The sequence below is a fragment of the Phenylobacterium sp. genome (assembly GCF_030693805.1).
Taxonomy (GTDB): Bacteria; Pseudomonadota; Alphaproteobacteria; order Caulobacterales; family Caulobacteraceae; genus Phenylobacterium.
This window is the reverse complement of sequence record NZ_JAUXZW010000068.1, coordinates 26,293-50,550: the sequence shown is the minus strand read 5'-3', so window position 1 is coordinate 50,550 and position 24,258 is coordinate 26,293. Positions and strand designations below refer to the sequence as shown.

The window sequence follows — 24,258 nt, the reverse complement described above, 5'->3', positions numbered from 1 at the left end:
CTCACCGGCGTCGCGGCGTTGCGGGCGGGCGCCGGCAAGCTGCAGCTTGCGGCGACCGCCGGGGCCGCGCTGGCGATGGGACTGGCGGTTCCCGAGGCCGCAGTCGTCGCCGTCGCGGCTGACGCCGCCGGCGAGCTGGCTGCGGAGGCCGCGAAAGACCTGGAGGCCCATGTGGGCCGCGCGCATTCGGTCGTGGTCGGCCCCGGCATGGCGGACGAGGCCGCCGCCGCCGAACTGGCTTGCCGGCTGATGCGGCAGGAGACCCAGGCGGCGTTCGTGATCGACGCAGCGGCGATGACCGGCCTGGACCTGCATGCCCAGGCGACACGCACGCTTGGAGGGCGGCTGGTGTTGACGCCGCACGCTGGCGAGATGGCCAGCCTGACAGGATGGAGCAAGCAGGCGGTGGCGGACGCGCCGCTGGAGGCCGCGCGCCTCGTCGCCCAGGCCCTGCACGCGATCGTGGTGATGAAGGGCGAGGAGACCTTCATCGTCTCGCCGGACGGACGGGCATGGAGCCACGCAGGCGGCGTCATCGGATTGGCGACGTCCGGCTCGGGCGATGTGCTGGCGGGGGTGATCGCCGGGCTGTTGGCGCGTGGCGCATCCCCGCTGGCGGCGGCGGTCTGGGGCGTCTGCCTGCATGGCGGCGCTGGCGCGCGGCTGTCGCAACGGATCGGACCGCTGGGGTTCCTGGCCCGCGAGCTGCCCGCGGAGATCCCGGGGTTGCTCGCGGACGCAGGGGCTAACGTCTAGGCCAGCTTGCGCACGCCGGGCTCACGCTCCCACTGACGCGTGCGCGCCGGGGCGATGAAGGCTTCGGCGCCGTTAGCGAGGTCGACGACGCCCGGATCGGGGACGACGCCGGCCTTGTCGAGCAGCGGCTGGCTCTGGGCGGTGTAGCCGATAGCCTTCAGGTGCCCGAAGGCGTCCTTGGCGAAGTCGACGGCGGCGCCCTCGTTCAGCAGATCGGCGCAGCCGGCTTCCGACAGCACCAGAGCGACTGCGTCGAACAGCACCGACGGCGAGCCGGCGAGTTGGCCGTCGGCCGGCAGTTGCGTACCGTCCTTCAGCTGCACGCCGCCGATCTTCGGGGCGATGATCTTGACGCTGGCGCCCTCGGCCGTTGCGGCTTTGCGAACGGCCTCGACCACCGCGCCATCGGCGCCTTCGGTGACCAGGATGGCCACCGCCCTGCCCTTCAGCGTCGGCGGATACTTGCCGACGATACGCAAGGCCGGCGACGGCTCCATATCCTGGGCCGCCACAGCAGGCTTGGAGGCCTTGGGCAGGGGCAGCCCCAGTCCCGCCGCGACGCGGTTCGCCAGTTCGGCGTCGACGTTCTGCAGGTTGGCGAGCACCCGCTCACGCACGTGGTCCAGCGTCACCTTGGACAGTTCGAAGACGATGGCGCTGGCCAGGTGGGCCTGCTCGATCGGGGTCTGCGAGCGGAAGAACAGCCGCGCGTGGCTATAGTGGTCGGCGAAGGTTTCGGCGCGCAGCCGGACTTTCGCGCCCTCCAGCGGCACGGCGGTCGTGCGGAACCCGCCCTTGGGATCCTCGCGCGGGCCGCCGATCTCGCCCGCCTCGGCCAGGCTGTTAGGCTCGTAATTGGCGCGACCCTTGAACACCTGGGTCTGCATGTGGCCGTCCCGCTGCATGTTCATGAACGGGCAGCCCTTGGCCTGGTTGATCGGCAACTGGTGGAAGTTGACCGTCCCCAGGCGCGAGAGCTGGGTGTCCTGGTAGGAGAACAGCCGGCCCTGCAGCAGCGGGTCTTCCGACACGTCGATGCCGGGCGGCATGTTGGTGGGCAGGAAGGCGGCCTGCTCGGTCTCGGCGAAGAAGTTGTCGGGGTTGCGGTCCAGCACCATGCGCCCGACGACGCGGATCGGAACCAGCTCCTCGGGGATCACCTTGGTGGCGTCGAGGATGTCGAACGGAAGGGCGTCGGCCTCGGCCTGGCTAAGCAGTTGGACGCCGAACTCCCATTCCGGGAAATCACCCTCGTCGATCGCCTCGAACAGGTCGCGGCGGTGATAGTCCGGATCGGCGCCGGCGATCTTCACCGCCTCGTCCCAGCAGGTGGACTGGGCGCCGAGCTTCGGCCGCCAATGGAACTTGACGAAGGTCGCCTCGTCCTTGTCGTTCAGCAGGCGGAAGGTGTTGACGCCGAAGCCCTCGATCATCCGCAGCGAGCGCGGGATGCCACGGTCCGACATCGCCCACATGATCATGTGGGTGGTCTCCGGCATCAGGCCCACGAAGTCCCAGAAGGTGTCGTGAGCGCTGGCCGCCTGCGGATAGCCGCGATCGGCCTCCATCTTCACGGCGTGGACCAGGTCCGGGAACTTGATCGCGTCCTGGATGAAGAACACAGGGATGTTGTTGCCGACGAGGTCCCAGTTGCCTTCTTTGGTGTAGAGCTTCACCGCGAAGCCGCGCACGTCGCGGGGCGTGTCCACCGAGCCCGCGCCGCCGGCCACGGTGGAGAAGCGGGTGAACACCTCGGTGCGGGCGCCGACCTCGGTCAGCACCTTGGCGCGGGTGTACTGGGCCAGGGATTCCGTCAGCTCGAAGTAGCCGTGGGCGGCCGAGCCGCGGGCGTGGACGATGCGCTCGGGGATGCGCTCGTGGTCGAAGTGCTGGATCTTTTCGCGGAGGATGAAGTCCTCCAGCAGGGTCGCGCCGCGCGCGCCGGCTTTCAGCGAATTCTGGTTGTCGCTGAGCGGCACGCCATGGTTGGTGGTCAGACGCTCGGCGGGGTTGGCGGTGGTCTGATGGGTTTCGCCACCGTTCCCAACAGAGGTCTGGATCGGGCTGGGCGGCGGCGCCTTGGAGGTGGCCATGTTCGGGATCCCGTTGGGCTGGTTGAAGCGAATGCTTCAGCCCAACGCGACCCGAGGGAATTGGTGACGGAGGAATACGTCGATCTTCGCGAAGCCCGCGCGTCGTCAGCCCGGCATGTGCATCACTTCCCACACATGGCCGTCGAGATCCTGGAAGCTGCAGCCGTACATCGGGCCGTGTTCCATGACCGGCTTCCAGGGCTTGCCGCCGGCCGCGAGGGCCTTGGCGAGAGTCTCGTCGACTTCCGCGCGACTGTCCGCCGACAGGCAGGTGATCACCTCGGTGGCCTTGGCCCCGTCGCCGATCTCGCCGTTGATGAAGTCTCGGAAGCGGGTCTGGGTGAGGAGCATGGCGTAGATGTTCTCCTCGATCACCATGCAGGCGCCGTCATCGTTGGTGTAGTCCGCGTTGAAGGTGAACCCGAGGGCGGAAAAGAAGGCCTTTGAGGCGGGAAGGTCCTTCACGGGCAGGTTGACGAAAATCATACGCATGGTGGGCGGCTCCTCGAACGGATGGTGGGATCAGCGGCGGATGGGGAACAGAGCCCGCAACCGCGGGTCGCGCAGATAGAGGCCGCCCCACATCGCCAGGCCAAGGTAGACGCCGAACAGGATGTGGCTGAACAGCGGATCGGCGATGCGCACGTGGGTGGCGACGGCCCCGCCCAGGACGCCGGTCATCAGCACCGCGCCGAGCACCGAGGTGCGCGGGAACACATAAAGCGCCACGAAGATCAGCTCCATCACGCCGATGCCGCGGGCCAGCTCCGGCGGCCAGCCCATCTGCACCATCGTGTCGTCCACGACCTTCATGCCGATCAGCTTGATCGCCATGTCCATGACCATGAACAGGACGAAGGCGGCGCTGAGCACGCGGCCGGTCCAGAGCATGGCCTTGCCTGAGCTGGGCGCGGCGCTGTCAGCGGGGGTGGCGGTGGTCATGCGCGTCTCCTTGCAGAGGTCGCCATGGAGTCCGCCATGGCCCTCGTTCGATGCAAGGACGTGCGCAATGGTCACTCGCCGACAAGTCCCGTCGGCTTTTCCTCATGCTGCCCCGATCGGGTCAGCCGCCGCGGGCGTCAGAGGGCAGGATGGCGCCGTCGGCGTCCGTCGGGATTTCAGTCCCGTCCGGCCGATCGTCCCGGACCACGGCGCCCTCGCCGGTGTTGCGGGTGAAGTTCTCCGGGTGAGCCACCGCACTTGCGCGAAGCTCGCCGTTGGGCAGCCGTTCGTTGCCGTCGAGACCGTGGGCGGTGCGCCCGCGCTCTTCCGGCGGCAGCGGGCGTCTGGGGTTGGATAAGCCGTCCTGCTCAGGCGTGATCATCTCAGCAGCTCCATTCTCATTGAACGAAAGCGCGCGACACGGGTCGGTTGCGGAGAACTTGCTGAAAACGGCACCGCAGCGACGCGATGACCATACGCCTGATCGCATGCGTGCGCGATGGGATCGCGATGCGACGCTTCGTCAACCTGGGCGGCGCGCGGCCACCCAGCGCTCGATATCGTGAAGGACAGCGGGCTGCAGGGTGCAGGTGCGCACGCGGCCGGACTTGTGCGAACTGATCAGGCCGCTGGCCTCGAGGACGTGGAGGTGCTGGACGACCGCCGGCAGCGTCATCGACAGAGGCGCGGCGAGCTCGCTGACCGAGGCCGGGCCGCGCCCCAAACGCTCGACGATGGCGCGGCGCGTCGGATCACCGAGCGCATGGAAAATGCGATCCAGGGGTGCTGTTTGGTTAAGCATATTCTTAACTAATATCGCGCAATCAACCGCACAACCGCTGTGCATCATATCGGAGAGCGTTCTGCGCCGCGGGAGCCGACGTCAAGGCCGACTGGCGCCCGACGACGCTGCGGCCGTCGGACGTCAGGGAAAGCCGATCGGCTTAGTTCGGCGCCGGGATCGCGGTCGGATGCGCGGCGACAAAGGCCTTGCACATCTTGTTGCGGAGCATCGTGCGGTAAGCCAGCGACTTGCAGGTCTTCATTTGCGCGATTTCGGCCTTGGTCATCGCCGGCGCGGCGGCGGCTTCCTTGGCGGGCTCGCTGGCGGGCGTTTCGGACGCCGGCGCTTGGTTGGCGGCGAGCTTGGTTTCCGCCGCGTGATCATGACCTTCGTGAGCGAAAGCGGCGCCGCCGACGAGCGCGATCAGGGCCGCGCCAATGGCGGCCGACTTGAACTGAATCATTTAGATTATCCCCATCAGAGACCGCGCGAAAGGCTCGGCGGCCATGCTACCAAGGGCCTGTAACGTCATATATCGATCGGTTTGTCGACCATTTGAGGTTCATCGCGTCCGATTCCTGCTGATCCGTGGCGGATTGCGCATGGAACCACCCGGAATCGGGCATGTATGTTTCTACGTTGCAACGTAACAAATCCGGGCCGCCAGAGTCCGTTGAGGCAGGCCCATGGAACTGTTGATTCTGGTCGCCGCGGGCGTGATCGCCGGTGCGATGAACGCCGTCGCCGGGGGCGGCACCTTCGTCACCCTGCCTGCGCTGATCGCAGCGGGCGTGCCGCCCGTCCTGGCCAATGCTTCATCCACGGTCGCCCTGTTCCCTGCCGCGCTGTCCAGCGTCTGGGCCTATCGAAAGCAGCTCCAGCCGATCGGACCGGTGAGCCTGAGGGCGCTGGTGGTTGTGAGCGTCGCCGGCGGCCTGGCCGGCGCGCTGCTGTTGCTGTTCACGCCCGGCGCGGTGTTCGACAAGGTGCTGCCTTGGCTGCTGCTGCTGGCGGCGATGATGATCCTCTTCGGCGGCAAGCTGCGCGCCTGGCTGGCGGTGCGCGGCCACAAGATCGGGCCGCGAACGACCCTGATAGGCCAGTTCGTCGTGGCGATCTACGGCGGCTACTTCGGCGGCGCCGTGGGACTGATCACCATGGCGCTCTGGGCTCTGCTCAGCGAACTGGACTTCCAGGCCGCGGCGCCCGCGCGACTGGCCACGGTGGCGGCGGCGAACGCGGCGGCGGTGACCTGCTTCATCATCGCCGGCGCTGTGTGGTGGCCTCAGGCGATCGCGGTGCTGGCCGGGGGCGTGATCGGCGGATACTGGGGCGCGAAGGCGGGCGGGCGGTTGCCGGCTGGCGTCGTGCGGATAGTTGTCATCGCGGTCACCTGGGTGACCACCGCGGTGTTCTTCTGGCGCGGGTACGGTCCCAACTAAGGATGCGGCCGCACACCTGAGAGGTGCATTCGCCCCGCTGCGAGATCGATCAGCACACGGAACGTTCGCAGGGCTTCGACGCCCAGCAGGCCCTTGGGGAACCCGGGCAGCTGTCGCTGGGCGAAGACATGGACGTCCACCGCCCCGAACGGCAGGCCGGCCATCACCAGGCTGCGCGCGCGGACGACCCGGCTCTGGGTCACGCCGCCCAGGACGATGGTCGGGGCAGGACGCGTCGCGCGCCCGTCCATGAGACCCACGGCTTCGGCGACGTCCGACGCCAGAGCCAGGGTGGAGGAAGCCCCGGTGTCCAGGAGCACCTCCAGCGCGGCGTCTTCGACCAGCACCTCAACCATCAGCGCGCGGCCCTTCCGGCGCGTGGCGGCGGCGACAGCGCCCGGAGGCGGCGACATCTGGCCAGGCGGGAAGAAGCGCGCGCGCCGGGCGGGAAAGTCGATGTCGGCCATGACCTCGCCCAATACATCCTGGCCGAGGATCAGCGGCGTTGAGAGGCCCGCCGCACCGGTGATCGGTCCGAGGTCGAGCACCGCGGCGCGGAGGTTTTGGATGCGCAGGTCGCCCAGCTGCACATCCAAGCCGACTCCACGGCCGAGCTGGGCGTCGCCGCCGGCGCCATGCGCGAGGATCGGCACGCCCAACCGCGGCAGGCCAAGACCCTGCGCGAGCGAGGCGTCGATCACCGAATACTGGGCGCCGCTGTCCAGCAGCGCCCGCACAGGCGTCTCGCCGACCCTGACGTCGAGGGTCACCAGGGGTTGGCGCCACGCGGCGAAGGTGAGCCAGCCGCTGGTCTGCGCGCCTGGTGCGAAGGTCGCGCGAGGCGCGCGCCACAGCACCTGATCGCGCAGCAGCCACGCCGCGCCGCCGGCCGCGCCCAGCCAGGCGACCTGCTTGAGGAATGAGCGACGTGCGACCAAGCCTGCGATATGGCCCGGCGCGCGTGGATGCGCCAGCGTCGGCCGGCTTGCCGTGCGGATGCGATGGAGGCACAGGATGACCCCGCCCTGCCCTCCCGCCGACACGAGCCCATCTTGCCCGCCCGCCTAGCGATCCACCATCCCTCCGGCCGAATGGGCGTCCGAAACAATCCGTTCGGCATGGACGTCGCCAACTTCGAGCTGTTCCGGGCGCTGGCCCATCACGGCGGCTACGAAGCCCTGCACGTGCTCAGCCACGTCGAGGTGGGCGCGGGCGAGATCGACGTGCTGCGCGAGGGCGCCGCACAGCCTCCACGGCTGACCATAGGCAGCGTGCTGGACCAGGGCGCAGCGCAGGCCGCCGGCGTCGTGCTGCGCGGCCGCCCCGACCTCTATGACCTCGCATGGCTGCGGCGGCGCAGCCTCGGCGATCGGGCGTTCAGCCTGGTGGGTCTGATCCACACCCTGGCGCCGCCCGCCACACGCCAGACCATCGGCATGGCCGCCGTTGGCCCGACCCAACCCTGGGACGCGCTGATCTGCACCTCGCCCGCCGTCCAGGCCCAGACGACGCAGATGTTCGACGCATGGGGCGACTACCTGGCCGAGCGGTTCGCGGGCAAGCCGGGACCCCGTCCGATGCTGCCGTTGGTCCCGCTGGGCGTCGACCTGCCGCGCCTGAGCGCCGCCGCCGATAGACGGGACGCCCGCGCCGCGCTGCGCGCCCGGCTGGGGCTTGGCGCCGACGATGTCCTGGCGATCTGGGTCGGCCGGCTATCGTATTTCGAGAAGGCGTTTCCGCAGCCGATGTTCCGGGCGCTGGAGGAGGCGGCCCAGGCGACCGGCGTGCGGGTCCATTTCGCCATGGCCGGCTGGTTTCCCGAGCCCGAGCACCGGGCGATGTACGAGGCGACCGCCCGCGCCTACGCGCCGTCCGTGCCGCTGCACCTGCTGGACGGCAACGACCGCGCGCTGCTGGGCGAGGTGTGGGCCGGCGCCGACATCTTCCTGTCGCTGGTCGACAACATTCAGGAGACCTTCGGCATCACCCCACTGGAGGCGATGGCCTCGGGACTGCCCGTGGTGGTCAGCGACTGGGACGGCTATCGCTACACGGTGCGCGACGGGCGCGACGGCTTCCTGATTCCGACGCTGGGCGGGCCGTCGCCGGCGCTGGGGCGCGCGCTCAGCGGCCGTCATGTGATGGGGCTGGATTCCTACCAGACCTATGTAGGCAGCGTCGCGCAGTACACCGCCGTCAACGTGCCGGCCGCCGCCGCCGCCCTCGCAGAGCTGATCCGCTCGCCCGAACTTCGGCGGCGGATGGGCGCGTCCGGACGCCAGAGGGTGCGCGAGGCGTTTGACTGGCCGGTGGTGATCGGCCAGCTCAACGCGCTGTTCGACGAGCTCACGCAGATCCGCGCCGCCGCGCCCGACGTAGAGAGCCGCCACCGCGACAATCCGCTGAAGGGCGAGCCGTTCGCCGACTTCGCAGGCTTCGCCACCTGGGTGTTGCACCTGGACATGCGGCTGATCGCCAGGCCGCAGGCGGGGCCTGCAGACCTGACGCGCGCAGCGAGCCTGGAGCTGGACCAGGTGGCGGCGATCTGGCGGGCGACGCCAGCCGAGTGCGGGCAGGCGCTGGCCGCGGTGGTGGACGGGGCTGGCACGGTCCGTGCGGTGCTGGAGCGCTTTCCCGTTCAGCGACGGCGCGCCGTGGAACTCGGCCTCATCTGGATGATGAAGCTCGGGATGCTCGATTGGGTCGGCGGCTGAGCAAGCTTGGGTGCAGGAACGCCGCGGCGCGTCCGGCCGTTGGTCGGGCTCCCCAGCAACCGTGGAGTCCTCTGATGAGCGACGACAAGAACCGCGATCCGCAGCAACAGACCGCCGACCCGCAACGGCCGACGCCCGGACAACAACAGCGCCAGAACAGCAAGCCCACGGGCGGTGGCGCGGCGCCGGGCGAGGGCCTGAGCAGCGGCGTCGACACGGGTCATATCGAACCCGGCAAGACCCAAGGCGCCAACTCGGCGAGATGAGCGTGACGGGCCGGCTTCGCGCCGGCCCGCCGACCTTGGCTCAGGTGGCCGCGGCGACCCGCACCCGGCGGCCTTCGATCGGATAGGCCGGGTCGTTATAGCCGGGCGTCGAGGGGTGGCCGGTGGCCACCAGTCGGTTGACCAGCGCCTCGTCCTCGGCGGTGAAGCCATAGTCCATGGCGGCGAGGTAGTCGTCCCACTGCTCCTCGGTGCGAGGCCCGGCGATCACCGAGCTGACCGAGGCGTTGTTCAGCACCCATTGCACGGCGAAGGCGGTGGTGTTGGCGCCCTTGGCCTCGACGTGGCTCTTGATCTCGCGAGCGTGCTGCATGGACTCGCGACGGAACTCGGTCTGCAACAGGCGCGGATCGTTGCGGGCGGCGCGGGTGTCGGCGGCGGGCTGCGCGTCGGGATCGTACTTGCCGGTCAGCACGCCACGGGCCAGCGGGCTGTAAGGCACCACGCCCAGGCCGTAGTAGTCGCATGCCGGCAGGTGCTCGATCTCCGGCGTGCGGTTCATGGCGTTGTAGGCGGGCTGGCTGACCACCGGGCGATCGATGCCCAGGTCGTCGCAGATGCGGCACATCTCGGCGATGCGCCAGGACCGGTAGTTCGACACTCCGAAGTAGCGGATCTTGCCCTGGGCGATCAGGTCGCCCATCGCCCGCGCCGTCTCGGTCAGGGGCGTCGAATGGTCCTCTCGGTGCAGATAATAGACGTCGATATAGGAGGTGCCGAGGCGCTTCAGGCTGTCGTCGGTTTCACGCATGATCCACTTGCGCGAGGCGCCGGACTCGTTCGGGCCGCGCCCCATGTTGCCCGCGACCTTGGTGGCGATGATCCAGTCGTCGCGCTGGGCGGCGACCGCGCGGCCGACCACTTCCTCAGACTTGCCGGCGTTGTAGACGTCGGCGGTGTCGATGAAGTTGACCCCCTTGTCGCGCGCCTTGTCGATGATGCGCTTGGAGGTCGGCTCGTCGGTCTGGCCGCCGAACATCATCGCTCCAAGGCAAAGCTCGGAGACCTTGAGACCGCTGCGGCCCAGTGAACGGTATTGCATGACGTCGTTTCCTTAGCTGGAATTCGTGGGTCCGCGTTTACCACGCCAATCCAGTCGGGAAACTGCACCTCAGCGACTAGGCGCGGTGGTGGACGGCCTCTTCGCGCTCCAGCGGCGCGTCTAGGCGGCCCAGCATTTCCTTCGGCACGACCTGGCGGAACTGCGGCAGGCGACGGGCCCAGTCACGCAGGATGTCCTGCGCAAACGGCGAGCCGGTCTCGCGGGCGTGCTCCTCGACAAGGGCATGCAGCACGCCTTCCCAATGGGCGGAGGCGACGGGACGCAGCACCACGCTGTCCGGATTGACCGAGACCTCGAAGCGGCCGTCGACGTCCAGCACGAACGCCATGCCGCCGGTCATGCCGGCCGCGAAGTTGAAGCCCACGGGACCCAGGATCACCGCGGTTCCGCCAGTCATGTATTCCAGCCCGTTGGCGCCGCAGCCCTCCACCACGGTGACAGCGCCGGAGTTGCGCACGCCGAAGCGCTCGCCCGCCAGGCCGGCGGCGAACAGCCGGCCCGACGTCGCGCCATAAAGCACGGTGTTGCCGATCAGCGCGTTGACGTGCGGGTCGGCCAGGTGCGGCGAGGGCCGGATCACCAGGGTCGCACCGGACAGCCCCTTGCCGACGTAGTCGTTGGCCTCGCCAGTCAGTTCGACGCGCAAGCCCTGCACGGCGAAGGCGCCCAGGCTCTGGCCGGCCGAACCCTTGAGCTGGACGGTCAGATGGCCGGGCGCGAGACCGGTCATGCCGAAACGGCGGACGATGTGCGAGGACGTCCGCGCGCCGATCGCGCGCGCGGTGTTCTGCACGGTGTAGGTGAGCTGCATCTTCTCGCCGCGCTCCAGCAGCGGCGCCGCATCGCGGACGATCTGGGCGTCGAGGGTGTCAGGCACCTCATTGCGGCCCTCGACCACGCACCAGCGCGGGTTGGATCCCGGGTCGGCCCGCACCAGCAGCGGGTTGAGGTCGAGGTCGTCCAGGTGCTCGCCGCCGCGCGAGACCTGGGTCAGCAGGTCGGTGCGCCCGACGATGTCGCGCAAGGCTCGGAAGCCCAGCCGGGCGAGGATCTCGCGCACCTCCTCGGCGATGAAGGTGAAGAGGTTGATCACCTTGTCGGGGCTGCCCGAGAACTTCTCGCGCAACGCCTCGTCCTGGGTGCAGACGCCCACCGGGCAGGTGTTGGAGTGGCACTGGCGCACCATGATGCAGCCCATGGCGATCAGGCTCGCGGTGCCGATGCCGAACTCCTCGGCGCCCAGCATGGCGGCGATCACCACGTCGCGGCCGGTGCGCATGCCGCCGTCGGCCCGCAGCCGCACGGAGTGGCGCAGGTTGTTCAGGGTCAAGACCTGGTTGGCTTCCGACAGGCCCATCTCCCAGGGGCCGCCGGCGTGCTTGATCGAGGTCTGCGACGAGGCGCCGGTGCCGCCGACGTTGCCGGAGATCAGGATCACGTCGGCCTTGGCCTTGGCGACGCCTGCGGCGATGGCGCCGATGCCGGTCATCGCCACCAGCTTCACGCAGACCCGGGCGATCGGGTTGATCTGCTTCAGGTCGTAGATGAGCTGGGCCAGATCCTCGATCGAGTAGATGTCGTGGTGCGGCGGCGGCGAGATCAGCATCACCCCAGGCGTCGCATGGCGCAGCCGCGCGATCAGCTCGGTGACCTTGAAGCCGGGCAGTTGACCGCCTTCGCCGGGCTTGGCCCCCTGGCTGACCTTGATCTCGATCTCGCGGCACTGGTTCAGGTATTCCGCGGTCACGCCGAACCGACCCGAGGCGATCTGCTTGACCGCGGAATTCGGATTGTCGCCGTTGGGCAGCGGCTTGTAGCGCGCGGAGTCCTCGCCGCCCTCGCCGGATACCGACTTGGCCCCGATGCGGTTCATGGCGATGTTCAGCGTGCCATGCGCCTCGGGCGACAGCGCGCCCAGGCTCATGCCCGGCGTCACGAAGCGCTTGCGGATCTCGTTGACGCTCTCCACCTCGTCGAGGTTTACGGCCGGTGCGCTGGAGCGCCAGTCCAGCAGGTCGCGCAACTGGATCGCCGGCTGGGCGCGCAGGCCCTCGGCGTAGCGCTTGTAGGCGGCGTAGTCGCCGGTGTCGCAGGCCCGCTGCAGGGTGTGGATCATCCGCGCCTCGAAGGCGTGGCTCTCGCCCGCGCGACGGGCCTTGTAGAATCCGCCGACCGGCAGGTGGACGGCGCCCGGCTCCCAGGCCAGCAAGTGAAGCTCGACCGCCTTGGCCTCGACGCCGGCCAAACCGATGCCCGAGATGCGCGACGGCATGCCGGGGAAGAACTCCGCCACCAGGGCGCGCGACAGGCCGACCGCCTCGAAGTTGTAGCCGCCGCGGTAGGACGAGATCACCGAGATGCCCATCTTGGAGATGATCTTCAGCAGGCCGCCCTCGATAGCGCCCTTGAAGTTCAGGCAGAGCTCGCGCAGCGACCGGCCGCCGGTAAGCCCGCGCTCCATCCGGTCCAGGAAGCTTTCCTGCGCCAGATAGGCGTTCACCGTCGTCGCCCCGACGCCGATCAGCACCGCGAAATAGTGGGTGTCGAGGCACTCGGCCGCTCGCACGATGATCGAGACGTACGAGCGCAGCCCCTTCTGGACCAGCCAGGAATGCACACCGCCGGTAGCCAGGATCATCGGTAGGGCGACGCGGTCCGGGCCCGAGCCCTGGTCGGTGAGCACGATGGTCGAACAGCCGCGGAGCGCCGCGTCCTCCGCCTCGGCGCGGATGCGGTCGAGGTTGGCGCGCAGAGCATCACCAGGGCGCGATTCCGCCACCGGGAGCGGCATGGTGCAGTCGATGACACAGATGCTGACCTCGCCGATGGCGGCGATCACGCGCTCGTACATGCCGTTGGTCAGCACCGGGGAATCCAGCACGAACACGTCGGTCTGGGTGGCGTCCTCCGCCAGGATGTTGCCGAGGTTCTTGAACCGGGTCTTCAGGCTCATCACGCCGGTTTCGCGTAAGGAGTCGATCGGCGGGTTGGTCACCTGGCTGAAGTTCTGCCGGAAGAAGTGCGACAGCGGCCGATAGGCCTCCGACAGCACCGCCAGCGGGGTGTCGTCGCCCATCGAGCCCACGGCTTCCTTGCCGTCCTCGACCATCGGGGCCAGGACCAACTCAAGGTCCTCGAGCGAAAGGCCGGCGGCGGCCTGGCGGCGCACCAGCTCTTCTCGGGCGTAGAGCCGCTCTTCAGGACCCGGACCGACCTCCTCCTCCAGTTCGACCATGTTGCCCAACCACTGGTCGTAGGGATGCAGGCCCGCCAGGCGGTCGATGATCTCCTGTTCGCCGTACAGGCGGCCCTCGGCCAGGTCGACGGCCAGCATGCGGCCCGGCGCGATGTGCGTCTTGCGCACGATCCTGCTCTCCTCGACACGGCACATGCCGGCCTCGGAGCCGACGATCAGCAGGCCGTCATCGGTGTAGGCGACGCGCATGGGACGCAGGCCGTTGCGGTCCTTGCCGGCCACCACCCAGCGGCCGTCGGTGGCGCACACCGCCGCCGGGCCGTCCCAAGGCTCCATCACCGCGTTGCAATAGGCGTAGAGCGCCTTGTGTTCGGGCTTGATCTGGGCGTCGCTGAGCGCGTTCCAGGCCTCGGGGATCAACAGCGTCTTCGCCATCGGCGCGTCGCGCCCGGCGCGCACCAGGATCTCGAAGGTGTTGTCCAGCGCCGCAGAGTCCGAGCCGCCCGGCTGGATCACCGGCTTCACGTCCTCGCCCAGGTCGCCGAACGCAGTGGCGGCCATGCGGATCTCATGGCTGCGCATCCAGTTGACGTTGCCCTTGATCGTATTGATCTCGCCGTTGTGGGCCAACATGCGGAAAGGCTGGGCCAGCCGCCATTCGGGGAAGGTGTTGGTGGAATAGCGCTGGTGGAAGATCGCCACGGCGGCGGCGAACCGCTCGTCGGTCAGGTCGGGATAGAAGGCGTCGATGTGCTCGGCGAGGAACATCCCCTTGTAGATCAGAGAGCGGGCTGACAGCGAGCAGATGTAGAAGTGCGGCAGGTTCGCCTGGGCGACCTGCTTCTCGATGCGCCGGCGGCACAGGAACAGGGCGCGCTCCAGCGCCTCGCCCTCGAGGCCCGCGGGCGGTGACAGCATGATCTGCTCGATCTCGGGGCGGGTGGCGTTGGCCTTTTCGCCGATGACGCGCGTGTCCACCGGCACCTGACGCCAGCCGTAGATATAGAAGCCGAAGCGCAGGGCTTCGGACTCGACGATCGTGCGGGCCGACTCCTGATCCGCGAGGTCATTGCGCGGCAGGAAGATCTGGCCGACCACCACCGGCCCGGGCCGCAGCGTGTGGCCGATGCGCGCGACCTGATCGGCGAAGAAGTCCTGGGGGACGCTCAGCAGGATGCCGGCGCCGTCGCCGGTCTTGCCGTCGGCGTCCACCGCGCCCCGGTGCCAGACGGCCTTCAGCGCGCGGATCGCCAGATCGACGACCTCGCGGCGCGGCTTGCCGTCCACGGCGCAGACCAGGCCGACACCACAGGCGTCACGTTCCGACGACGGGTCGTAGGCGTGGCCGTCGATCAGCCGCTGGCGGTTGGCGAGATAGCGTTGGGTGTCGTTCAGGACCATGGCGCTCACTCCGCGGCGATCAGGGCGGCCGACTGGGCGGGAGCCGACAGGCGGCGGTGGATGGCGTCGGCGGCGTCGCGGCCGTCGCGGATCGCCCAGACCACCAGGGACGCGCCGCGCACGATGTCGCCAGCGGCGAACACGCCGTCCATGCTGGTCTCCAGGGTGCGCAGGTCGGCCTTCACCGTGCCCCAGCGGCTGACCGCGAGGCCCGGAGCGTCGAAGACGGTCGGCAGGTCTTCGGGATCGAAGCCCAGCGCCTTGATCACCAGGTCGGCGGGCAGGTCGAAGTCCGCGCCCTCGACCTCCGCGATACCCTGGCGGCCGGTGACGTCGGGCGCCGACAGCCGCATGCGCGCAGCCCGCACGCCGGTGACGCCGGAGGCCTCGCCGGTCACCGCGCGCGGCGCGCCCAGCCATTCGAACACCACGCCTTCCTCCTCGGCGTGCGAGACCTCGCGGGCCGAGCCCGGCATGTTGGCGCGGTCTCGGCGATAGAGGCAGGTGACGCTGGCCGCGCCCTGGCGCACGGCGGTGCGCACGCAGTCCATGGCGGTGTCGCCGCCGCCGATCACCACGACGCGGCGGCCTTCTGCGTTCAGTTCGCCCGAGCGGAACTCGGGCACGGCCTCGCCCAGGCCTTCGCGGTTGGAGGCGATCAGGTAGTCGAGCGCCGGCGCGACGCCGGCTGAGCCGACGCCGGGGACCACCAGGTCGCGCGCAGCGTAGACGCCCGTGGCGATCAGCACTGCGTCGTGGCGGGCGCGCAAATCCGTCAGGCTCGCGTCGCGCCCGACCTCGAAGTTGAGGCGGAACTCGATCCCGCCCTCGGCCAGACGCCGAGTGCGGCGCTCGACCACGTCCTTCTCGAGCTTGAAGTTGGGGATGCCGTAGATCAGCAGTCCGCCCGGGCGGTCATGCCGGTCGTAGACAGTGACCGCGTAGCCCATCTCGCGCAGTCGTTCGGCGGCGGCGAGGCCGGCGGGGCCAGCGCCGATCACGCCGACGGAGGCGCCGCGATCGGCGCGGGGACGTAGCGGCTGGACCCAGCCCTCTTCCCAGGCCTTGTCGCTCAGGTAGCGTTCGACGGCGCCGATGGTCACCGTGCCGTGGCCCGACTGCTCAATGACGCAGTTGCCCTCGCACAGGCGGTCCTGCGGGCAGATGCGGCCGCAGATCTCCGGCATCGAATTGGTCGCCTGGGAAAGCCCATAGGCCTCCTCCAGACGACCCTCCGCGGTCATCCGCAGCCAGTCGGGGATGTTGTTATGGAGCGGACAGTGGGTCTGGCAGAACGGCACGCCGCACTGGGAGCAACGCGACGCCTGCTCGCTCGCCTTGGCGTCGATGAAGTCGGCGTAGATCTCATGGAAGTCGCCTGCACGCGTCTCAGCGTCACGCTTGGAGGGCGTCGTGCGCGCCACGGTCGTGAACTTCAGCATGCGCTCGGCCATGGTCGGCTCCTCTCGAAGGGCCATCTAGTCGAACAAGGTGGCGGTTGAAAGCACATCGACCAGAGATTGGTCTTTCTGGAGGACGATTATGATCGATATTTGCAGATTCGCTCAGCGGGTGATCTAATTTGGTCCATAAATTGGATGAAGGTGTTATTTACCATCCGAGCGCTCTCTCAGCGTTCGCAGCATAAGGGGACGCCAAGTGCCGGATTGGCTGAACGCCATCATCCTCGGCCTGATCGAAGGGCTGACGGAATTCATTCCCGTTTCGTCGACGGGCCACCTGTTGCTCGCCAAATCAGCGTTGGGGCTGCCGGACGGCTTCTGGGACACCTTTTGCGTGCTGATCCAGTTGGGCGCGATCCTGGCGGTGGTGGCGCTCTACTTCCAACGGCTGTGGAGCATGCTGATCCGCGCGCCGAAGGATCCTGAGGCGCGGCGCTTCATCGCCTCGGTCTTGGTGGCCTTCCTGCCGGCCGTGGTGCTTGGCGTGCTGCTGCACGACCTGATCAAGGAGGTGCTGTTCGAGAGCCCCAGGCTGATCTGCTGGTCGCTGATCGTCGGTGGCGTCGCCCTGCTGGCGATCGACCGCTGGCCGCCGCCGGCGCGCCGCCACGACGCCATGAAGCTCGGCCTGCCGACAGCGCTGGGCGTCGGTCTCATGCAGTGCCTGTCGATGATCCCCGGCGTGTCACGCTCGGGCGCGACCATCGTCGGCGGCGTGCTGCTGGGCGTGGAGAAGCGCGCGGCGGCCGAGTTCTCGTTCTTCCTGGCGATCCCGACCATGGCCGGCGCCTTCGCCTATGACCTCTACAAGAGCCGCGATGCTCTGAACCTTGACCAGGCGGGCTTGATCGGCCTGGGTTTCCTGGTGGCGTTCGTCTCCGGCCTGGTGGTGGTCAAGGCGATGCTCGACTTCGTCAGCCGGCGCGGCCTCGCCCCGTTCGGCTGGTGGCGGATCGTGGTCGGCGTCGCCGGGCTCGTGCTGCTGGCGCGGTAGGCCCGCGAGCTCACTCCCGACGCCGCCCTATTCCTCACCCGTCATCAACCAACGGGCGCAGTCGGGGCCGAGCTTTTCGACCGCCATGCGCTCATAGGCGAGGCTTTCCGCCGGGCTCAGCACGTCGTGCCAGCGGCCGTTGACGCCCTTGTTGATGAAGGTCTTGGCCCCGCCCTCGAACACCCGCCCGCCCATCGGGGCCATCTCTTCGGCGTGCGCCTTCATGTAGTCGAAGGTGCAATGCTCGACGATCTGCGGCCATTGAGCCTCCGGGATGTCGATATCCAGGAAATCGGCGATCTTGCGCATCTCGCCGGCCAGATCGGCCTTCAGCCTGGCGAAATGCACCAGCTTGACGTTGGGCAGATGACGCACCGCCCACCAACTCGAGATGTTGTCCCAGAACGACCAGAACGGCTGCCCGTCCTGTTCCAGCCAGGTGTGGAAGTAGCGCCTGATGTCGGGATCGGGCCGCTCGATCGGCGGGCCGACGCGCCCCGGCGTGTCGTTGAGCACGTCGTACCAGAGCTGGTTGGCGTTGGCGTGGTGGTTGTAGAGGCTCCACAGCACGTCGCGCCCATCGCGGCCGACGTACAAATACTTGGCCTTCGGCGAGAACAGCAGGGCGTCGACCGGCAGGTGGGTCTTGATGATCCGCCGATGGGTCTGGGCCTCGACCGCCTGACGCGCCTGCGGGGGGATGACGCGCATGTCCCACCACGGCGAGATCTCGTGGATCGGCACGTCGGTCGCACCCTTGAAGACCAGCTGCCCGACGATCTGCTGGGTCCAGGTGGTGCCGGACTTGCCGTAGGTTCCGACGATGACGTCGTCGTCCCGGAACCTGAAGTCGTTCCAGGTGGTGGAATCCATGTGGTGGTTGTGCAGCTCGCGCGTCTTGCGCGGCCACGCGATGGTCGCCTCGTCCATTGTCTGAGCCCCTAGTTCAGAGGCTGCAGACTACACCCGGGAAGCGCGGCTGTGCAGCCCCGTCGTGGCCGTCAAGCGGGCGCGCGGGCGACCTGATCGGCGAACTGCCCGCCGCGGCGATAGCGATAGAGATAGCTGCCGATCATCGACTCCGCCGACGTCGGCGTGATCCCGAGATCGGCGAGCCCCGGGGCCTGGCCGCTGGGGACGTTGTCCGTGCGCAGCATCTCCACCTGATCGGCGGTGATCGGCGGTTTCACCGGCAGCAGGCCCGCGATCTTGCCGAGCATGCCGGCGATCGGGAACGGCAGCGGCGCGAGGAAGCGGCGCAGCCCGGTCTCGGCCAACACCAGCTCCATCAACTGGCGGAAGGTGTAGACCGCCGGCCCACCCAGCTCGTAGGTGCGGCCCGCGCAATCGGGGTCGGCCAGCACGGCGGCGACCGCCTGGGCCACGTCGCCGACGAACACCGGCTGGAACCGCGTATGGCCGCCGCCGATCAGCGGCAGGGCGGGGCTGATCTGGGCCATGGCGGCGAAGCGGTTGAAGAAATCGTCCTCGGGGCCGAACACCACCGAGGGACGCAGCACCACCGCGCGCGGCAACAGCTCGCGCACGGCGGCCTCGCCTTCGGCCTTGGTGCGGGCGTACTTGGCGGTCGAGGCGGGATCGGCGCCCAGGGCCGACATCTGCACGAATTGCTGGACGCCTTCGTCGCGCGCGGCGGCGGCGATGGTGCGCGCGCCCATCACATGCAGCGCCTGGAAGCCCTGGCGGCCGCCCTCGTACAGCACGCCGACCAGGTTGACGCAGGCGCTCGCGCCCTCCAGCGCCCGGCGCACCGAGGCTTCGTTGCGGACGTTGGCCTGGGCGATGTCGATCTGGCCCACATCGCCGTTCAGGCGCATCTCATAGGCGAGGTTGGGCTGACGCACGGCGACGCGGATGCGCCAGCCGCGCTTGGCGAGCGCGCGAACGACCTGGGAGCCGACGAAGCCGGATCCGCCGAACACGGTCACCAGGTTCTGCATGAGGGGCCCTTTCGCTCCACAAGACGCTCAGCCGATAGACGATGCGGCTGCGCGCCGCAATGAGACGAGGCGCGCGCATCGGCTCACAAGTCGCCGTTGACCCCTTTGGGGCGGCGCCCTATCAGTCCCGCCTCCCGCTCCCAAGCGGACGGGGCCCAGGTGGCGGAATTGGTAGACGCGCTGGCTTCAGGTGCCAGTGGCCGTAAGGTCGTGAAGGTTCGAGTCCTTTCCTGGGCACCACCGCCTGCGGGCGGTGGTCGCCAAACTTCCCCAGAATCAGCCGATCGAATTAGCATGCATGTGCGCTTGCCAAGGGCCGGCGCGTCCGATCTTCTCCGCGCCTGACAACGGGAATAGGGAGGCGGCGGCCCATGATCGATCTGTATTCTGCCGGCACGCCGAACGGCTGGAAGATCTCCATCGCCCTTGAGGAGCTGGGGCTGGAATGGACATTCCATCCGATCAACCTGTCGGGCGGCCAGTATGCGCCGGAGTTCCTGGCGATCAGCCCTAACAACCGCATCCCCGCCATCGTCGACCAGGACCCTGGTCCCGGCCGCAAGCCCATGTCGCTGTTCGAGTCCGCGGCCATCCTCCAGTACCTGTCGGAGAAGACCGGCAAGCTGCTGCCCAAGGATCCCGACGCGCGCTGGACGGCGATCGCCTGGCTCGCCTGGCAGGTCGCAGGGCTGGGTCCGATGCTGGGCCAGAACGGCCACTTCAAGCTCTATGCGGCCGAGAAGATCCCCTACGCGATGGAGCGCTACCAGAACGAGGCCGAGCGGCTCTATAGGGTGCTCGACGGTCAGCTCGGTCGCACGGGCGCCTTCCTCGCCGGCGAGGACTATTCGATCGCCGACATCGCCTGCTTCCCCTGGATCATCACCCATAAGGCCCAGGGCTTCACGCTGGACGACTATCCGAACATCAAACGCTGGTTCACCGAGATTCGCGGCCGCGACGCCGTTCAGCGGGGCATCAGCCTGGGCGGCGGCAAGCCCACCGGGGGGCCGCCCAGAGACGAGAAAGCCCGCGAGATTCTCTATGGAATCAAACCCAAGGTCGCCACGCAGGGGGAGTGATATGCAGCTCGACGTCTACTTCGATGTGTCCAGCCCCTGGAGCTATCTTGGCGTCGTGCGGATCACCGCGCTGGGCCAGGAGCTGGGCGTGACGCCCAACTGGCGGCCGGTGATCGTCGGCGGCGTGTTCAACGCGGTGAACAAGAGCCTCTATGAGCGCCGCTCCGGCCTTTCGCCGGAGCGCATCGCCATGTCGGTTCGCGACTGGGGCGAATGGGGCGCGGCTGTCGGCGTCACCATCGTGCGCCCGCAGAGTTGGCCGGTGAACAGCATCAAGGCGATGCGCGGCTGCGCCTGGCTGCAGCACGATCAGGCCGCGATGATGCGGTTCGCGCGCGCCACCTACGACGCCCACTGGGGCCACGGCCTGGACATCTCGCAAGACGAGGTGATGGCCGACGTCTGCTCACGCGCCGGCGTCGACCCTGCGGCCTACGCCGAGGCGGTCGCTTCGCAGCCGATCAAGGATCTGCTGCGCGCCAACACCGAGGAGCTGATCCAGCGCGGCGGCTATGGCGTGCCGACCTACTTCCTGGACGACGAGATCATGTATTTCGGCCAGGACCATGTGCCGTTGCTGCGTCGCCGCATCCTCGCCAAGCAGGGCCGCGCTTCGACCATCGGCGAGCTGAACATGCTGGAAACCGCCACCGCGTCTTAGGCCGCTGGAGCGGCGCCGTGGTTTCGGGTAGGAGATCGGCGCATCGGAAACGGCGCGCGCCGCCGCTTGCCGCAAATCCAACGCCGGAGCGAGCTTGGCCAACTTTCTGCATCAGGGCGACCTGCCGGACGGCGTGCTGGCGGACGCAGCGTCCGTGGCGATCGATTCCGAGACCATGGGCCTGCGACTGGGCCGCGACCCGTTGTGCGTGGTGCAGCTGTCGGACGGCGGCGGCGACGCCCACATCGTGCGGCTGGACCGGCCGGGCTACGACGCGCCGAACCTGAAGCGGCTGCTGACCGACCCGGCGGTGACCAAGATCTTCCACTTCGGCCGCTTCGATATCGCCATGTTCCTGCTGCATCTGGGTGTGGTGACCGCACCCGTCTACTGCACCAAGATCGCGTCCAGGATCGCCCGCACCTACACCGACCGCCATGGCCTGAAGGACGTGGTGCGCGAGATGGTCGGCGTCGACCTGTCGAAGGCCCAGCAGAGCTCCGACTGGGGCGCGCCCAGCCTGTCGGACGACCAGCTCAACTACGCCGCCCATGACGTGCTGCATCTGCATGCGGCGCGCGCCAAGCTCGACCAGATGCTGGTGCGCGAGGGCCGCGACGGCCTGGCGAAAGCCTGCTTCGAATTCCTGCCCCACCGCGCCGCGCTGGACGTGGCCGGCTGGGAGGACGTCGACATCTTCGCCCATTCGTGAGCGCGGCATGGTCGCCGCCGACATCGCAGCCATTCCAGAGACGCCCAGGCGGCGCGACTTCGAACGTTGGCGCCGTCGTTCGCGGCTGGTGCGGCGCATGCGCGTCGTGTTGCCGGTCGTCATCGGCCTGATCCTCAGCGCGATGGCCGGCGTCATCATCTTCCGCTCGATCAACGGGGTCGCGGCCAGGGCCCAGGACAGCGACGCGCCGATCCGCCTGGTCAACCCGCGCTTCGTCGGCCGCGACGAGAAGGGCCGCGGCTTCGTGGTCACCGCGGTCACCGCCACGCGGGACGAACACGACTACCAGCGGGTGATCCTCGATCGCCCGGCCCTGGTGCTCGACGAGCGGGGTTCGGACCCGATGCGGATCACTGCGCGCTCGGGCGTGTACCATGAGGGGCGGCGCAGCCTGGACATGAACGGCGGCGTACGCCTGACCGGCCAGCAGGCGGCGTTCGACACCATGACCTCCAGGTTCGACACCAAGACCGGCGAACTGGTCGGCGCAGGCCCCATTCAGGGCTCAGGGCGGCTTGGAGAAATCAATGCGAAGTCCTATGGCGTTTACGACAAGGGCGAGCGCATGGTCTTCAAGGGGGGCGTGCGCGCCCGGATCGACGGGAATTAGGTCAAGCCGATGCGATTAGGGCATGCCGCCATCACGTGTTCGACGGCCCTGGCCGCCGCCCTGCTGTGCGTTTCGCCGGCCGCGGCCCAGCTCGCCCGCAACTCGAGCGCGCCAGTGGATCTCACCGCCGACCAACTCGAGGTCGTCAACGCCCAGTGCCTGGCGATCTGGCGCGGTTCGGCCGAAGCGCTGCAGGCCGACTCGCGCCTGCGGGCCGACGTGCTGAAGATCTACAACACCGTGGGCGCCGCGCGCTCCGCCAGCTCCGGTCCGAACTGCGGCCAGGTGCAGCGGATGGAAGCCGAGGGCTCGGTCTACTACGTCACGCCGCAGCAACGGGTGCGCGGCGACGCGGCCACCTACGACGCAGCCACCGAGACCATCGTGATGACCGGCGACGTGGTCGCAGCGCAAGGCAAGAACGTGCTGCGCGGCCAACGCATGGTGATCCACGTCAACACCGGTGAAGCGCAGATGCAGACCAGCGTCAAAGGCCGCAACAAGCCTGGTCGCGTGCGCGGGGTGTTCTATCCCAACGAGCAGGCGCGGCGGTGAGGCTCTGGTGAAACAAGAGCAGTTCGCCTCGCTGCCGAGCCTGGCCGGCGAAGGCCTGGTCGTCGACAACATCGGCAAGTCGTTCCGCGGCCGCCCGGTGGTCAAGGGCGTGTCGCTGCGCCTGGGCCGCGGCGAGGTGGCGGGATTGCTTGGGCCGAACGGGGCCGGCAAGACGACCTGCTTCTACATGATCACCGGCCTGGTGCCCGCCGACTACGGGGCGATCTACCTCGACGGCGAGAACATCACCGGACAGCCGATGTACCAGCGGGCGCGGATGGGGGTGGGCTATCTGCCGCAGGAGACGTCGATCTTCCGCGGCATGAGCGTCGAGCAGAACGTCATGGCCGTGGTCGAGTTGCGCGAGCATGACAACAAGCGGGCGCGCTCCGTGGTCACCGAGCTGCTGCAGGAACTGCGCATCGAGCATCTGCGCAACGCGCCGGCCAACTCGCTGTCGGGCGGTGAGCGGCGGCGCGTCGAGATCGCCCGCGCTCTGGCCAGCGAGCCGTCGTTCATGCTCCTGGACGAGCCGTTCGCCGGCATCGATCCGCTCGCCATCGCCGACATCCGCGAGGTGATCGCCTACCTCAAGGGGCGCGGCATCGGCATCCTGATCACCGACCACAACGTGCGTGAGACGCTGGACATCATCGACCGCGCCTCGATCATCCACGCGGGCGAGCTGTTGTTCGAGGGGCGCCCCGACGAGATCGTCGACGACCCGGAAGTGCGCCGGGTCTATCTCGGCGACCGCTACGGCGGCTGACGGCCCCTAGAAGAAGCCGCGCCGTAGCCGCAGATTGTTCTGCACGTGATGGACGTCGCGAAGCTCGGCCAGGTCCTCGGCGCGGCGCTTGTCTTCGCGGCGGCGCACCGTGCCGTTGAGAATCACCTCGCCGTCGCGCACCAGCACCTCGATGTCGCGATCGTCGAGGCCGCGCTCATGCGCCAGCCGCTCACTGACCACCGCCCAGATCACCGCGTCAGACGTGCCGTGGCGGCGTGCGCGTGGAGGATGCGCGGGCCTGCCGTCCCATGTCCGCACTTCGTCGCGCGGGTCCGGGCGTCCGTCGTAGACGGGTCGCGCCGCCGGATCGTCGCGGCGGAATCCGCTGCGGGTCGCCGGATCGTAGCCATAGTCCGCGCTGAAGTCCGCCTGCCCGAAGTCCGAGCCGTCGCCCAGCCGTTCCGTCGCGCGATATCCTGAACGGGTGCGCGGGTCGTAGCCGTAATCTGCACTGTAGTCCGCCTGGCCATAATCGTCGCGCGGCGCAGGGCGATGTTCGGGCGCGGGCGGTTCGCGCCGATAGGCTGGCGGTTCGTTGCGCGGCCGATTCCACAGATCCCTCTGGCGCATGGCGCTCTCCTTCAGGGTCAAGGTTGTCCGCCAAATGAACAGCCGCCCACGCATGTGGTTCCCCAGCCACGGTGCTGCGGCGGCGCGAAGGCCGTCGGGCCGGTTAACGGTTCGGTGGGGATCGGGCTTCTAGTCTGGCGAGCAAGAAACAGGCCAGTGAAGGG

The 24,258-nt window shown here is 68.6% G+C and carries 24 protein-coding genes and 1 tRNA gene; 12 read left to right on the top strand and 13 right to left on the bottom strand.

Features of this window, described 5'->3' with window-relative positions:
• On the top strand, positions 1-756 hold a 756-nt coding region (locus Q8M88_RS03125), incomplete at its 5' end, for an NAD(P)H-hydrate dehydratase (protein WP_305594787.1).
• Here Q8M88_RS03125 and Q8M88_RS03120 read toward each other — a convergent pair.
• The 6 genes from Q8M88_RS03120 to Q8M88_RS03095 all read right to left on the bottom strand — a co-directional run bounded on the left by Q8M88_RS03120 (position 753) and on the right by Q8M88_RS03095 (position 5,038).
• Positions 753-2,849, bottom strand: coding sequence for a catalase (locus Q8M88_RS03120; RefSeq protein ID WP_305594786.1), 2,097 nt, complete (start codon positions 2,847-2,849; stop codon positions 753-755). The genes Q8M88_RS03125 and Q8M88_RS03120 overlap by 4 nt on opposite strands.
• A gap of 105 nt (positions 2,850-2,954) precedes the next feature.
• On the bottom strand, positions 2,955-3,341 hold the full coding sequence (locus tag Q8M88_RS03115; RefSeq protein ID WP_305594785.1) for a VOC family protein: 387 nt from the start codon (positions 3,339-3,341) through the stop codon (positions 2,955-2,957).
• Positions 3,342-3,371: 30 nt separating this feature from the next.
• Positions 3,372-3,791, bottom strand: coding sequence for a DoxX family protein (locus Q8M88_RS03110; protein ID WP_305594784.1), 420 nt, complete (start codon positions 3,789-3,791; stop codon positions 3,372-3,374).
• Positions 3,792-3,912: 121 nt separating this feature from the next.
• Positions 3,913-4,173, bottom strand: coding sequence for a hypothetical protein (locus tag Q8M88_RS03105; RefSeq protein WP_305594783.1), 261 nt, complete (start codon positions 4,171-4,173; stop codon positions 3,913-3,915).
• Positions 4,174-4,314: 141 nt separating this feature from the next.
• On the bottom strand, positions 4,315-4,593 hold the full coding sequence (locus Q8M88_RS03100) for a helix-turn-helix transcriptional regulator (RefSeq protein WP_305594782.1): 279 nt from the start codon (positions 4,591-4,593) through the stop codon (positions 4,315-4,317).
• 142 nt (positions 4,594-4,735) lie between these two features.
• The gene (locus Q8M88_RS03095) at positions 4,736-5,038 is read right to left on the bottom strand and encodes a hypothetical protein (protein WP_305594781.1); all 303 of its coding nucleotides are present in this window, start codon (positions 5,036-5,038) and stop codon (positions 4,736-4,738) included.
• A 223-nt stretch (positions 5,039-5,261) separates the two neighbouring features.
• Between Q8M88_RS03095 and Q8M88_RS03090 the strand changes: the two genes are divergently transcribed.
• Positions 5,262-6,017 carry a sulfite exporter TauE/SafE family protein gene (locus Q8M88_RS03090; RefSeq protein WP_305594780.1) on the top strand — a complete coding sequence of 252 codons (756 nt, stop codon included), beginning with the start codon at positions 5,262-5,264 and terminating at the stop codon, positions 6,015-6,017.
• On the opposite strand, the gene Q8M88_RS03085 is transcribed toward Q8M88_RS03090, so the two are convergent.
• The gene (locus Q8M88_RS03085) at positions 6,014-7,060 is read right to left on the bottom strand and encodes a retropepsin-like aspartic protease (RefSeq protein ID WP_305594779.1); all 1,047 of its coding nucleotides are present in this window, start codon (positions 7,058-7,060) and stop codon (positions 6,014-6,016) included. The genes Q8M88_RS03090 and Q8M88_RS03085 overlap by 4 nt on opposite strands.
• A gap of 9 nt (positions 7,061-7,069) precedes the next feature.
• Here Q8M88_RS03085 and Q8M88_RS03080 point away from each other — a divergent pair, with 9 nt between their 5' ends.
• On the top strand, positions 7,070-8,731 hold the full coding sequence (locus tag Q8M88_RS03080) for a glycosyltransferase family 4 protein (RefSeq protein WP_305594778.1): 1,662 nt from the start codon (positions 7,070-7,072) through the stop codon (positions 8,729-8,731).
• Positions 8,732-8,805: 74 nt separating this feature from the next.
• Positions 8,806-8,997 (top strand): hypothetical protein, encoded by a 192-nt coding sequence (locus Q8M88_RS03075; protein ID WP_305594777.1) that lies wholly within the window; start codon positions 8,806-8,808, stop codon positions 8,995-8,997.
• Between the two features lie 40 nt (positions 8,998-9,037).
• On the opposite strand, the gene Q8M88_RS03070 is transcribed toward Q8M88_RS03075, so the two are convergent.
• The 3 genes from Q8M88_RS03070 to Q8M88_RS03060 form a co-directional block, all read right to left on the bottom strand.
• Positions 9,038-10,057, bottom strand: a complete 1,020-nt coding sequence (locus tag Q8M88_RS03070; protein WP_305594776.1) for an aldo/keto reductase — start codon at positions 10,055-10,057, stop codon at positions 9,038-9,040.
• 76 nt (positions 10,058-10,133) lie between these two features.
• Complete coding sequence (gene gltB / locus Q8M88_RS03065) at positions 10,134-14,675, bottom strand: glutamate synthase large subunit (protein ID WP_305594775.1); 4,542 nt, start codon at positions 14,673-14,675, stop codon at positions 10,134-10,136.
• Between the two features lie 5 nt (positions 14,676-14,680).
• Positions 14,681-16,129: an NAD(P)-dependent oxidoreductase gene (locus Q8M88_RS03060; RefSeq protein ID WP_305594774.1), complete on the bottom strand. Its 1,449-nt coding sequence runs from the start codon at positions 16,127-16,129 to the stop codon at positions 14,681-14,683.
• A 205-nt stretch (positions 16,130-16,334) separates the two neighbouring features.
• Here Q8M88_RS03060 and Q8M88_RS03055 point away from each other — a divergent pair, with 205 nt between their 5' ends.
• Positions 16,335-17,132, top strand: a complete 798-nt coding sequence (locus Q8M88_RS03055) for an undecaprenyl-diphosphate phosphatase (RefSeq protein ID WP_305594773.1) — start codon at positions 16,335-16,337, stop codon at positions 17,130-17,132.
• A gap of 27 nt (positions 17,133-17,159) precedes the next feature.
• Here Q8M88_RS03055 and Q8M88_RS03050 read toward each other — a convergent pair whose 3' ends face one another.
• Both Q8M88_RS03050 and Q8M88_RS03045 read right to left on the bottom strand, forming a co-directional pair.
• Positions 17,160-18,062 (bottom strand): sulfotransferase domain-containing protein, encoded by a 903-nt coding sequence (locus tag Q8M88_RS03050; RefSeq protein WP_305594772.1) that lies wholly within the window; start codon positions 18,060-18,062, stop codon positions 17,160-17,162.
• 71 nt (positions 18,063-18,133) lie between these two features.
• On the bottom strand, positions 18,134-19,093 hold the full coding sequence (locus Q8M88_RS03045; protein WP_305594771.1) for a complex I NDUFA9 subunit family protein: 960 nt from the start codon (positions 19,091-19,093) through the stop codon (positions 18,134-18,136).
• Between the two features lie 153 nt (positions 19,094-19,246).
• Between Q8M88_RS03045 and Q8M88_RS03040 the strand changes: the two genes are divergently transcribed.
• From Q8M88_RS03040 to lptB, 7 genes are all read left to right on the top strand, one after another.
• Positions 19,247-19,333 (top strand) — tRNA-Leu (locus Q8M88_RS03040).
• A 131-nt stretch (positions 19,334-19,464) separates the two neighbouring features.
• Positions 19,465-20,175 carry a glutathione S-transferase N-terminal domain-containing protein gene (locus Q8M88_RS03035; RefSeq protein WP_305594770.1) on the top strand — a complete coding sequence of 237 codons (711 nt, stop codon included), beginning with the start codon at positions 19,465-19,467 and terminating at the stop codon, positions 20,173-20,175.
• A 1-nt stretch (position 20,176) separates the two neighbouring features.
• The gene (locus tag Q8M88_RS03030; protein ID WP_305594769.1) at positions 20,177-20,836 is read left to right on the top strand and encodes a 2-hydroxychromene-2-carboxylate isomerase; all 660 of its coding nucleotides are present in this window, start codon (positions 20,177-20,179) and stop codon (positions 20,834-20,836) included.
• 94 nt (positions 20,837-20,930) lie between these two features.
• Positions 20,931-21,548 (top strand): ribonuclease D, encoded by a 618-nt coding sequence (locus tag Q8M88_RS03025; RefSeq protein ID WP_305594768.1) that lies wholly within the window; start codon positions 20,931-20,933, stop codon positions 21,546-21,548.
• Positions 21,549-21,555: 7 nt separating this feature from the next.
• On the top strand, positions 21,556-22,179 hold the full coding sequence (gene lptC, locus Q8M88_RS03020) for an LPS export ABC transporter periplasmic protein LptC (protein ID WP_305594767.1): 624 nt from the start codon (positions 21,556-21,558) through the stop codon (positions 22,177-22,179).
• Between the two features lie 9 nt (positions 22,180-22,188).
• Positions 22,189-22,734, top strand: coding sequence for an LptA/OstA family protein (locus Q8M88_RS03015; RefSeq protein WP_305594766.1), 546 nt, complete (start codon positions 22,189-22,191; stop codon positions 22,732-22,734).
• A gap of 31 nt (positions 22,735-22,765) precedes the next feature.
• On the top strand, positions 22,766-23,503 hold the full coding sequence (gene lptB, locus Q8M88_RS03010; RefSeq protein ID WP_305594790.1) for an LPS export ABC transporter ATP-binding protein: 738 nt from the start codon (positions 22,766-22,768) through the stop codon (positions 23,501-23,503).
• Between the two features lie 6 nt (positions 23,504-23,509).
• On the opposite strand, the gene Q8M88_RS03005 is transcribed toward lptB, so the two are convergent.
• Positions 23,510-24,094, bottom strand: coding sequence for a BON domain-containing protein (locus Q8M88_RS03005; protein ID WP_305594765.1), 585 nt, complete (start codon positions 24,092-24,094; stop codon positions 23,510-23,512).
• Between the last annotated feature and the right edge of the window lie 164 nt (positions 24,095-24,258).